Below are 10450 nucleotides of genomic sequence, written 5' to 3'. Positions count from 1 at the left end.
CGAGCAGGAACCGGGCCGGATAAGCTGCCGTGCCCGCGGCGCGGTCGATGCTGACTACGCCGCTCTCGAGAGGCTGACGCAAGGAATCGAGGACGTTCCGATGGAACTCCGGCGCCTCGTCGAGGAACAGCACGCCGCGATGCGCGCGTGACGCCGCGCCGGGACGCGCGATCCCAGCGCCCCCGCCGACGATCGCCGCCGGGCTCGCCGTGTGGTGTGGGCTCTCGAACGGGGGACGCCTCACGAGCTCGCGGGTCGCGCTCGGGTGGCTCGAGAGCGAGTGGATCGCCGTGACCTCCATCGCCGCCTCATCGTCGAGATCGGGAAGGATCCCCGGAAGCCTCTCGGCCAGCATCGTCTTGCCCGCCCCCGGCGGACCGAGCATCAATAGGTGATGCCCTCCGGCCGCCGCAACCTCGAGCGCAGCCCGCGCCTCGTGCTGCCCCGCGACGTCACGCAGATCCGGCGCCGACCGCGGGGGCGGCGCCGCGCCGTCGCCCTCCCCCGCCTGACCAGCCGAAGCGCCCGGCCCCGCCTCTTCGGGGAGAACCACGTTGAGCGGGTCCGCGCCAAGGTCCAGCGCGAGGCTTCCGAGGCTCTCATAGCCGCGCACGCGCGCCCCCGGCACAAGGCGGGCCTCCGCCTCATTCGCGGATGCGACAACGACGTCCGGGTATCCGGCGCGGACCGCAGCCATGACAGCCGGCAGCACCCCCTGAACCGGCCTCAGCCGCCCGTCCAAGCCCAGCTCCGCGACGAACACGGCATCCGCGGGAGGGCGAATGTCCCCCGCAGCCGCCAACGCCGCCACAGTGATCGCGAGGTCGAACGCCGTCCCGCGCTTCGGCAGCGAAGCCGGGATCAGATTGACCGTGATCTTGCGCCGGCTCAACGGCAGGCCCGAGTTCTGCGCGGCAGACCTCACCCGCTCCTTCGCCTCGTTCAGCGCCGAGTCCGGCAAACCCAGCAGCACGAATGCGGGGAGGGTCTGGCCGATGTCCGCCTCGACCTCCACCACGAACCCGTTGAGGCCCACCAACCCGATGCCCAGCGCGCGCCCAACCCCGCTCACGCCACACCCCGCAGATGCTCCACCAGCGGAGAGGCCTTCTCCGGCCCCGTCACGGCGATCACGTCGACCCGGCGCCGAGCGCTCTGCAGTCGATGCTCCCTGGCCCACGCGGCGGCAAGGCGTGCCACCCGCGCGAGCTTCGCGTCGTCGACCGCCTCGAACGGGTGGCCGAAGTCCCACGACGAGCGGGACTTCACCTCTACTGCCACGAGCACCGCACCGTCGAGCGCCACGAGGTCCAGCTCGCCGTCCCGGCACCGCCAATTGCGGTCCAGAATCACGGCCCCGCTCGCCTTCAGGTAGTCCTCGGCAAGCCGCTCGCCGCGCTGCCCGAGTCTGTCCTTCGCCCTCATGAAGCCAGCTTGCCCGGCCAGTCCCAAACGTGGGCTCGAGGCCACAAGCTATGTGGGGGAAACGCCGCTTCTATCGGTGTGGAGGGCCAAAGCTGCGCCCTGGATCATGTCCCGAGGCCATCCTTGGGAAGCGCGAGGTCCTCCACCTTCGGAAGCTCCTCGACGTTGACGTCCTTGAACGTGATGACGCGGACGCTCTTCACGAAACGGGCGCTGCGGTAGACATCCCAGACCCAGGCATCCTGGAGGGTCAGATCGAAGTAGACCTCACCGTCTGCAGACCGGGCTTGAAGGTCGACGTGGTTGGCCAGGTAGAACCGACGCTCCGTCTCCACGACGTAGCTGAACAGCGAGACGACGTCACGGTACTCGCGGTAGAGCTGGAGCTCCATGTCCGTCTCGTAGTTCTCGAGGTCTTCAGCGCTCATAGTTCCATCTTCCCATCGTCCTCGAGGAGCCCGGCGCCGCCTTCGAGATTCCAGCTGCGCCGGTGCCACGCCGTCGGCCCGAATGCGAGGAGTGCTGCGCGGTGCTCGGGCGTCGCGTACCCCTTGTTGACGGCCCACCCGTACCGCCTGTCCTCGGAGCCAAGCTGCGTCATGATGGTGTCCCGCTCCACCTTGGCAAGGATGCTCGCGGCAGCCACGGCCTGGCATTTCAGATCTGCCTTGATCATCGTCCGGACCGGCGTCAGGGGCGGGGCAGCCGCGTCGCCGAAGAGCGCGCCCTGGCCCGCCCGGCCGAGCCAGTCGTAGTTTCCGTCCAAGTGGACGACGTCGGGGAAGACGCCGGCGGACGCGATCTCCGCGAGAGCGCGGGTGCCCGCAAGCCGAAGGGCTTCCATGAGACCGTACGCATCGATCTCGTCAGCACTCGCATGGCCCACTGCACTGGCCACACCCCACGAGCGCACGAGCGGTAGGAGCTCGACCCGCTTCTCCGGGGTCAGCAGCTTGCTGTCCCGCAGGACGGTCCTCGTCCTTACGCGACGCGCGTCGACCACGACTACACCGACGCTGACAGGTCCGGCAAGGGCACCACGACCGACCTCGTCGCACCCGGCGACGAGCGGACCGTGCTCGAGGGCGAGCTGACGGACGTATCGAAGTGTGGGGGCGGGGGCCGCGGGCTTGCGCGACGGCTGCCGGACGCGGGCGGACTCAAGGGCTGTCATGTCAATGGGGTGCGGGAATAGACGAGAAAGTGCTGGGGTAGTTGCTCAACGTCCCCAGCCGATTGAGCGGCCAGGCGATAACGACAGCTTGACCCTCGATGTCCTTCTCGTCAATGAAGCCGTTGCCGGGCTGGGCGGCGTTGTGGAACCGCGAGTCCGACGAGTGGTTGCGGTTGTCCCCCATGACCCACACGTCGCCGGCTGGAACGACGACGTCGAACGGCACGGGGCGCGGCACTTCGGCTGGGTTGACGTACGGCTCGACGAGCGCGACACCGTTGACCGTGATCCGCTGCTGTGCATCGCAGCAGACGACGTGGTCTCCGGGGAGGCCGATGAGCCGCTTGATGAGGTATTGCTGCGAGGTGTCCGGAAGCAGCCCGATGAACTCGAGGCTCTTCTGGAACCAGTTCTGCACCCCGTCCGTCGACGGCGGCAGCCACCCCTTGGTGTCCTTGAAGACGATGACGTCCCCGCGCTGGAGGCCGAAGTTCCGCGGCACCATGAGGTTCACGAAGATCCGGTCGTTCTCTTCGAGCGTCGGCACCATCGACTCCGATGGGATGTAGAACGCCTTGAAGAAGAACGTCTTGATGACGAAGGAGAGGACGATCGAGATCACGAGGATGAGCGCGATCTCCCGGATCCAGGAAAGCAGTCCCCCTCGGCGGGGCTTGCGCTCGCGGACGGTGTCGACGGGATCCTGCGCGTCGTCCATCCGATCCTGCGGATCCTCGGCGGCGGGGCCCTGGTCGGCGTCGTGCGGTCCTGTCTCGGCCCCGTGGGTCACCGGACCTCCTTCGGAGTGGTGGTCATCGGCCCCAATCTATCAAGGGGCCACAGAATGGCGACGGGCTGGCCGATCACACGGTCAGTACGGATGAGTCCGCCTCCCGGCGCCCCGAGGAGGGCGCGGGAATCCACGGAATCGGACCGATGGTCCCCGAGGAGCCACAGACGCCCCGCAGGCACGACGACATCGAACTTCATCGTGCTCGGAGCGTCTCCGGGGTACAGATAGGGCTCGTCGACTGGTTTCCCGTTCACGGTGAGCCGTCCGTCGGGGCTGCAGCACGCGACGTGGTCGCCGGCGACTCCGATAACCCGCTTGACGTAGACGGTCTCGTTGGGAACGATCCCGAGCCACTCCCCCATGCCCTGAAGCGCGTCGCCGAGCCAGCCGCGACCGCTCTCGAGCGGCGCAAACGAGCCGCGCCCGTCGAAGACCACCACATCGCCGCGCGCAATCGGCCTTGACGCGAACGCCGTGCGCGAGACCGCGATCCGGTCCCCGGGCTGGAGCAGAGGCTCCATCGACCCTGTGGGGATATAGAAGACGTCGACCACGAACGCCCGGATGAGGCTCCACACGATGAGCGCGACGACGACGCCGAGAAGCGCCGAGCGCCAGCCCAGAAGCCTGGGCCGGCGCTCGGACCGGGTGCTGCGGTCGGTGTCGGCCTGAGCGGTCACGACGCGTCAGCGGTGGAGGCCATAAGGCTCACCAACAGGTTTACTTGGAGGAGCTGTAGTCGCGCTTCTCCTTGATCTTCGCGGCCTTACCGCGGAGTTCGCGCATGTAGTAGAGCTTCGCGCGGCGCACGTCACCCTTCGTCACGACCTCGATCTTGTCGATGATCGGGGAGTGAACCGGGAACGTACGCTCGACACCCACACCGAAGGAAACCTTGCGGACCGTGAAGGTCTCACGGACGCCGTGGCCCTGACGGCCGACGACGAAGCCCTGGAAGACCTGGACGCGGGAGTTCTTGCCTTCGATGATGTTGACGTGCACCTTGATGGTGTCGCCCGGGGCGAAGGTCGGGATGTCGGAGCGCAGGGAGGCGGCGTCGACAGCGTCAAGTTGATGCATGATGCTTCTCCTGGCGACTGCCACAGGTCAATCGCTTCAGTCGCGGGCCCAGAGGGCCCGTGCTCTCACCCGCCCGCCGGATTGGCCCGGAAGCGGGACGCCCCAGCCGTTGGCCGGCTCCCCTGTGGCAGAGTCCGAGCCCGGCGGGCGCAACGCTCCATTTTGCCACGGGCCGCCCTCGACGCGCGAATCGCACTCGCGGTCGGGCAAGCCGCTGTTGTGCGCACTCGCGGTCGGGCAAGCGGCTGTCCGTTCGAGCCCGCGTCCGTCAAGCGCGCGCGAGCCGCCCGCTGTCGTCCACGCCGTACCCGAGCTCGCGGAGCACTTCCCGCTCGCCTCCGCTGAACTGGGACGCGTCGACTCCCTCGAGCAGCTCAGGCCGGCGCGACGCCGTTCGCCGCAGCTGCTGCTCCCGGCGCCACTTCGCGATGCGCCCGTGGTTGCCGCTCAGGAGGACCTCCGGAACGTCCAGTCCCCGCCACGAGGAAGGCTTGGTGTAGACGGGGTACTCGAGGAGACCGTCGGAGTGGGACTCCTCCACGAGCGACTCGGGGTTCCCCACGACTCCAGGGAGGAGCCGGCCGATCGCCTCGACCATGGCCATGACGGCGACCTCGCCGCCGTTCAGCACGTAATCGCCGAGGCTCACCGGCCGGACGCGGAACCGCGGCGCCGCCCACTCGAGCACCCGCTCGTCGATGCCTTCGTAGCGGCCACAGGCGAAGGCCAGCGTCGGCTCCTCGGCGAGCTCGTACGCGAGCGACTGGGTGAAGACCTCGCCCGCCGGCGAGGGAACGATAAGCGTGGGCGGATCGCTCTGGCGGGGGTCCCCTTGGCGGGCGTCCCCCTGGCCTGGGTGGCGCCGCGCCGTCTGGGCCGCGAGGACGGCCTCGAGCGCGAGCGCCCACGGCTCGGGCTTCATGACCATGCCCGCGCCTCCGCCATAGGGCGTGTCGTCCACCGTGCGGTGGCGGTCGCTGGTGAACTCGCGCAGATCATGCACCTCGAGCTCGAGGATGCCGTCCGTCTGGGCGCGCCCGAGCAGGGACAGTCGCAGCGGCGCCAGATACTCCGGGAAGATGCTGACGACGTCGATGCGCATCTAGGCGCCCTTCCCGCCGTCGTCCTCGGTCTCCCCGGCACCGCTGGAAGGCTCGGCGTTGAGCTCGAAGAGGCCCGCCGGAGGAACGACGACGACGAAGCCGCCCTCGGGGTCGACCTCCGGCACGATCTCCTCGACGAAGGGCACGAGCACCTCACCCTGTCGAGTTTCGATCACCAGCAGATCTTGGGCCGGCATGACCTGGAGCGCCGACACGGTCCCGACGCGTTCACCGTCGACGCGGACTTCGAGCCCCACGAGCTCGTGCTCGTACCAGCCCTCGTCGTCCTCGTCCTGGACCTCGTCCGTGTCGAGCGAGAGGGTCGCGCCGCGCAGCTCTTCGGCCCGGTTCCGGTCGGCGACCTCTTCGAACCCCAGCACGAGGATGTCCTTGTTCCAGCGCGCGGAGCGCACGGTGAGGGAGCGCACGGCGAGCGGGCTCTGGGCAGCGGGGTCGACGTCGAACACGGCGCCTGGGGTGAAGCGGTCCTCGGGCGAGTCCGTCAGGACTTGGGCCGTCACCTCGCCTCGGATGCCGTGCGGCTTGCCGATGCGCGCGACGCGAACCTGCATGTCTTCCTCTCCTCGTACTGACGTTGATGCACAGAAAAGCCCCGGCCCCTCAGCCGTCTCGTGCGGGCGGAGGGGCCGGAGCCTTCGGATCTGAATTTGATGCCGGTCCGGCGCCTAGCGGCGACGGTCGGTGTCGACGACGTCGACCCGTACCGAATCGCCCTCGGCGAGGGCAGCCACGACCGTGCGCAGCGCGCGGGCCGTCCGGCCCTGCCGGCCGATCACCCTGCCCAAGTCGTCCTGGTGGACGCGGACCTCGAGAACGTCACCGCGGCGGCTGTTCTTCGCCTCCACGGTGACGTCGTCGGGGTTGTCCACGATCCCACGGACGAGGTGCTCGAGCGCGTCGGCCAGCAAACTACTCAGCCTCGGTCGTCTCGGCCGGGGCCTCGTCGGCGGGCTTCGAAGCCTTCGGAGCCTCCGGGCGGATCACGGAGTCCTTCTCGGGAGCCACGAAGGACTCCTTGGCCTTGGGCGCCTTGAGGGTGCCCTCCTGGCCCGGAAGGCCCTTGAACTTCTGCCAGTCGCCGGTCACCTTCAGGAGGGCGAGGACCTGCTCGGTCGGCTGGGCGCCGACGGAGAGCCAGTACTGCGCGCGCTCCGAGTTGACCTCGATGAACGAGGGATCCTCGATCGGGTGGTACTTGCCGATCTCCTCGATCGCACGACCATCGCGCTTGGTGCGCGAATCCGCGACGACGATGCGGTAGAACGGCTGGCGCATCTTGCCGAAGCGCTTGAGGCGAATCTTAACGGCCACGGTTGTGGTCACTCCTGTTTCTGGAAAAAGGGCGAACTCGCGCTTTCTGCTCCCGTGGGGCGGGCCATACTCGGGCGGGTTCTGGTGGACGCGACGCACGCGGAGAGAGGGGCCGCGCCAGTCGGGTACCCCACTATTGTGCCAGACCGACAGAGCATTTTGCGATTCGCGCGGGTGGCCTCACGTGCCGGCCCACACAAAGAGCTCCTGCTGGCCGGAGTCGTCCACGTCGGCCGCGAGCTTCGCGAGCTGCTCGACGTAGCCATAGGCCTCCTGGGCGTCGAACGGAAGGTCTTCCTGATCGACCCAGGCGGCGGCGACGCGCTCGACGGCGTCGCCCTCCCCTTCATCCGACTCGTAGGCAAGCAGCTCCGCGAGCGCACGGACCATGGCAGGCGGGACAGCGAGCAGAGTGTCGCTCGCGACGTCCACCATGGTCAGCTCGTAGTCGGCGCCGGCAGCATGCACCGCGGCGCCCACCAGCGTGCCGAGCTGTTCAATCTCGTAGTCGGAGACGCCGGGAATGCGGACTCCCTCGCCATCGACGTCGGCGGCGGATCCGGAGTCGAGGTCGGCGGCGCGTCGAACGGCGTCGGTATGAGTCGATACGAAGACTTCGGCGAACGGGCTGGGAGCTGACACAGTATCCCCCTCGATCGGGCAGATGCCGGGCCGGGCCGGCCCCGGCGGAACGGGCTGTGGGACGGGCAACGTGCCCGCGGAGACCGCGGACACGTTGAGCGTAACGCAGGTGGGGTCAGGCTGCCACGGACGCCATGCGGATGCGGTTGCGCCACGGGTCCTCGAAGCGCAGCTCGAGCCCGGTGTGCTGTGTGGCGACACCGGCCGCCTTGAGGCGGTCCGCCGCCGCCAGGATGTCGTCGTTCCCGGGAACGTGGATGAGGACCTCCCCGAGCCCGAGGGTGTCCTTGCGCGGGCCAGCCCCGCGGCTGTTCCAGACGTTCATGGCCATGTGGTGGTGGTACTTCCCGGCCGAGACGAACAGGGCCTGACCGTGCCATCCCGCTGTCTGCTCGAAGCCGAGGGTCTGGACGTAGAACCGATGCGCGGTGGGGACGTCGCCGACCTGGAGGTGGACGTGACCGACTCCCGCGGCGGCCTCGTGCTGGTCCGTCACCGACTGCTCCGTGAGGTTGGCCTGGAGGAAGCCCTGAGGGGGAAGCGGAAGGCTGTCCATGACGACTTGGTCGCTGTGCCACTCCCATGTGCTGCGCGGCTTGTCGAAGTACAGCTCGACGCCATTGCCTTCGGGATCGGTGAAGTAGAACGCCTCGGAGACGAGGTGATCGGCGCTCCCCGCGAAGAGACGAGGATCGTACTGGGCGGCGGTCGCAACCGTTGCGGCAAGGTCTGAGCGATTGTCGAAGAGGATCGCCGTGTGGAACAGTCCGGCTTCGCCGCGCCCGGGGACGTGGAGCCCTGCGGCGGGGCTCAGGTGGATGATCGGGACGCCCTTGCGCCCGAGGTATACGCCGCCCAGGGACTCCGTGAGGGGCACGAGCCCGAGCGCGCGCTGGTAGTAGTCGAGCATCAGGCCCATGTCCCCGACCTTGAGCATGACGGTGCCCATGCTGAGGTCGGCCGGCAGGAGGTCCTGGCTCGGCGCGGAGAGGCTGGATGACATGCTCATGGTTGCTCCTCGGATGGAATGCCTGCTTCAAGGGTACATTTACTTGAACCTTCAATCAAGCACGGTTATTCCGGCCACATGACCGCGCCCCCGTGCCTCCGGACGCCCGATCTGCTAGCGTGCGTGACTGTCCACACGGGTGCCCTCGCAAGGGCTGAGATCAGGCTGACGCGGCCTGCGACCGTCGAACCTGACCGGGTCATGCCGGCGTAGGAAGTGAGAACTCCTTTGGAAGACACTGTGAGCACCTCTGCAACCACAGAGCAGCACCCCGCCCACTCGCTCGCGTTCCTCGAGGACAGCACCCATGGAATTCGGGTGCCCGTCACGGAGATCGCACTCGACGACTCCCCCAACGGCTCCGCCAACGCGCCTCTGCGCGTCTACCGCACGGCTGGCCCCGGGAGCGATCCCGTCGTCGGCCTCCCTGCCTATCGCGCGGCCTGGATCGAGGAGCGAGGCGACACCGAGCCTTACGAGGGCCGAGAGCGCAACCTGCTCGACGACGGCCGGTCGGCCCTGAGGCGCGGTGCCGCTTCCGCCGAGTGGAAGGGTGCACGGCCGGTCCCGCGGCGGGCCAAGGGCGGCCGCCGCGTCACGCAGATGCACTACGCCCGACAGGGCATCGTCACGCCGGAGATGCGCTATGTCGCGCTGCGGGAGAACTGCGACGTCGAACTCGTCCGCACCGAGGTCGCCGCAGGCCGGGCCATCATCCCCAACAACATCAACCACCCGGAGTCCGAGCCGATGATCATCGGCAAGGCGTTCCTCGTCAAGATCAACGCCAACATCGGAAACTCCGCGGTGACGTCGTCGATCGCCGAGGAAGTCGACAAGCTCCAGTGGGCCACCAAGTGGGGCGCGGACACGGTGATGGACCTTTCGACCGGGGACGACATCCACACGACCCGCGAGTGGATCATCCGCAACTCGCCCGTGCCGATCGGCACCGTGCCGATCTACCAAGCCCTCGAGAAGGTCAACGGGGATGCGTCGGCCCTGACGTGGGAGGTCTTCCGCGACACCGTGATCGAGCAGTGCGAGCAGGGCGTCGACTACATGACGATCCACGCGGGCGTACTCCTCCGCTACGTCCCGCTCACGGCCAACCGCGTCACGGGCATCGTGTCCCGCGGCGGCTCGATCATGGCCGGCTGGTGCCTTGCGCACCACGAGGAGAACTTCCTGTACACGCACTTCGACGAGCTGTGCGAGATCTTCGCGCAGTACGACGTCGCGTTCTCCCTCGGCGACGGGCTGCGCCCCGGCTCGACGGCCGACGCGAACGACGCCGCGCAGTTCGCCGAGCTCGACACGCTCGCCGAGCTCACGAAGCGGGCATGGAAGTACGACGTCCAGGTCATGGTCGAGGGCCCGGGACACATTCCCTTCCACCTCGTCCGCGAGAACGTCGAGCGCCAGCAGGAGCTCTGCGACGGCGCCCCGTTCTACACGCTCGGCCCGCTCGTGACCGACGTCGCGCCCGGCTACGACCACATCACGTCGGCCATCGGCGCGACGGAGATCGCTCGGTACGGGACGGCGATGCTGTGCTACGTCACGCCCAAGGAGCACCTTGGACTGCCGAACAAGGACGACGTCAAGACCGGTGTCATCACCTACAAGATCGCCGCCCATGCCGCGGATCTCGCGAAGGGCCACCCCGGAGCACACGAACGCGACGATGCGCTCTCGAAGGCGCGCTTCGAGTTCCGCTGGAAGGACCAGTTCTCGCTCTCCCTCGACCCGGCCACGGCGGAGGCCTTCCATGACGAGACCTTGCCCGCGGAACCCGCCAAGACGGCGCACTTCTGCTCGATGTGCGGCCCCAAGTTCTGCTCGATGCGCATCTCCCAGGACATCCGCAACGAGTTCGGCTCGAAGGAGGC

Annotated in this window: 14 protein-coding genes and 1 riboswitch; of the genes, 1 reads left to right on the top strand and 13 read right to left on the bottom strand. The window is 68.2% G+C overall.

Annotated features, from left to right (window positions below):
• From V7053_RS15650 to V7053_RS15590, 13 genes are all read right to left on the bottom strand, one after another.
• On the bottom strand, positions 1 to 1072 hold a 1072-nt coding region (locus V7053_RS15650; RefSeq protein WP_334173199.1), incomplete at its 3' end, for a YifB family Mg chelatase-like AAA ATPase.
• Positions 1069 to 1425 carry a YraN family protein gene (locus V7053_RS15645; protein WP_334173198.1) on the bottom strand — a complete coding sequence of 119 codons (357 nt, stop codon included), beginning with the start codon at positions 1423 to 1425 and terminating at the stop codon, positions 1069 to 1071. The genes V7053_RS15650 and V7053_RS15645, both read right to left, overlap by 4 nt.
• Before the next feature lie 104 nt (positions 1426 to 1529).
• Positions 1530 to 1853 carry a DUF2469 domain-containing protein gene (locus V7053_RS15640; RefSeq protein ID WP_043127802.1) on the bottom strand — a complete coding sequence of 108 codons (324 nt, stop codon included), beginning with the start codon at positions 1851 to 1853 and terminating at the stop codon, positions 1530 to 1532.
• Positions 1850 to 2599: a ribonuclease HII gene (locus V7053_RS15635; protein WP_334173197.1), complete on the bottom strand. Its 750-nt coding sequence runs from the start codon at positions 2597 to 2599 to the stop codon at positions 1850 to 1852. Before V7053_RS15635 ends, V7053_RS15640 begins: the two co-directional genes overlap by 4 nt.
• 1 nt (position 2600) lies before the next feature.
• On the bottom strand, positions 2601 to 3389 hold the full coding sequence (gene lepB, locus V7053_RS15630) for a signal peptidase I (RefSeq protein ID WP_334173196.1): 789 nt from the start codon (positions 3387 to 3389) through the stop codon (positions 2601 to 2603).
• Positions 3386 to 4072 (bottom strand): signal peptidase I, encoded by a 687-nt coding sequence (gene lepB, locus V7053_RS15625; protein WP_334173195.1) that lies wholly within the window; start codon positions 4070 to 4072, stop codon positions 3386 to 3388. Before lepB (V7053_RS15625) ends, lepB (V7053_RS15630) begins: the two co-directional genes overlap by 4 nt.
• Before the next feature lie 40 nt (positions 4073 to 4112).
• Positions 4113 to 4472, bottom strand: a complete 360-nt coding sequence (rplS, locus tag V7053_RS15620; RefSeq protein WP_334173194.1) for a 50S ribosomal protein L19 — start codon at positions 4470 to 4472, stop codon at positions 4113 to 4115.
• A 268-nt stretch (positions 4473 to 4740) separates the two neighbouring features.
• Entirely contained in the window at positions 4741 to 5574 is an 834-nt protein-coding gene (gene trmD / locus V7053_RS15615; RefSeq protein ID WP_334173193.1) for a tRNA (guanosine(37)-N1)-methyltransferase TrmD, read from the bottom strand.
• Complete coding sequence (gene rimM / locus V7053_RS15610) at positions 5575 to 6147, bottom strand: ribosome maturation factor RimM (protein ID WP_334173192.1); 573 nt, start codon at positions 6145 to 6147, stop codon at positions 5575 to 5577.
• Between the two features lie 114 nt (positions 6148 to 6261).
• Entirely contained in the window at positions 6262 to 6504 is a 243-nt protein-coding gene (locus tag V7053_RS15605) for an RNA-binding protein (protein ID WP_334173191.1), read from the bottom strand.
• 1 nt (position 6505) lies between these two features.
• On the bottom strand, positions 6506 to 6907 hold the full coding sequence (gene rpsP / locus V7053_RS15600) for a 30S ribosomal protein S16 (protein ID WP_334173190.1): 402 nt from the start codon (positions 6905 to 6907) through the stop codon (positions 6506 to 6508).
• A gap of 180 nt (positions 6908 to 7087) precedes the next feature.
• Entirely contained in the window at positions 7088 to 7549 is a 462-nt protein-coding gene (locus V7053_RS15595; protein WP_334173189.1) for a hypothetical protein, read from the bottom strand.
• Between the two features lie 115 nt (positions 7550 to 7664).
• Positions 7665 to 8558, bottom strand: a complete 894-nt coding sequence (locus V7053_RS15590; protein ID WP_334173188.1) for a VOC family protein — start codon at positions 8556 to 8558, stop codon at positions 7665 to 7667.
• Positions 8559 to 8683: 125 nt separating this feature from the next.
• Positions 8684 to 8791, top strand: a riboswitch (TPP riboswitch).
• A 7-nt stretch (positions 8792 to 8798) separates the two neighbouring features.
• Here V7053_RS15590 and thiC point away from each other — a divergent pair.
• On the top strand, positions 8799 to 10450 hold a 1652-nt coding region (thiC, locus tag V7053_RS15585), incomplete at its 3' end, for a phosphomethylpyrimidine synthase ThiC (RefSeq protein ID WP_334173187.1).

The organism is Sinomonas sp. (assembly GCF_036848755.1).
Lineage (GTDB): Bacteria > Actinomycetota > Actinomycetes > Actinomycetales > Micrococcaceae > Sinomonas.
Note: the sequence above shows the minus strand (reverse complement) of the source record. Positions and strands in the feature narration are given on the sequence as shown.